Here is a 520-nt window from a genome sequence, read left to right on the forward strand (position 1 = left end):
TCGGTGCAGATGCGGGCATCGCAGGCCATGGCGAGCTCCAGCCCGCCACCGAGGCAGACGCCGTCGATCGCCGCCACCACCGGCACCCGCAGCCCGGCGAGCCGGTCGAACACCCGCTGGGCGGTGTGCGAGACCGCCGTGGCCTCCTCGGCGCTCTCGCAGGCGCGGATCATGCCGATGTCCGCGCCGGCGATGAACGAGCCCGGCTTGGCGCTGATGAAGATCAGCCCGCGCAGGCCGCCGTCGGCGGCGATCTCGTCGAGGATATGCCCGGCGGCGTTCACGGCATCGCCGCCGAGGGTGTTCTGGCTCTGCCCGGGGCAGTCGATCCACACCCGGGCGATACCGTCGTCCCGGCGCTCCAGGCGCAGGGGGGCGGGTGTGTCCGTTGCCTGTTCCATCGTCTCCGTCATGCCGCCTCCAGCACCATCGCCGCCGCCAGTCCGCCGGCGGCGCAGGCCGTGGTCAGTGCGGTGCCGCCGCCGCGGCGGCGCAGCTCCCGCAGGGTCTGGACGATCAT

The 520-nt window shown here is 73.7% G+C and carries 1 protein-coding gene; it reads right to left on the reverse strand.

Features of this window, described 5'->3' with window-relative positions; translation table 11 throughout:
• A partial coding sequence (locus G7A99_RS24525) for an enoyl-CoA hydratase-related protein (RefSeq protein ID WP_205600064.1) occupies positions 1-413 on the reverse strand: 413 nt, incomplete at its 3' end.
• Between the last annotated feature and the right edge of the window lie 107 nt (positions 414-520).

The organism is Arhodomonas sp. KWT (genome assembly GCF_010993615.1).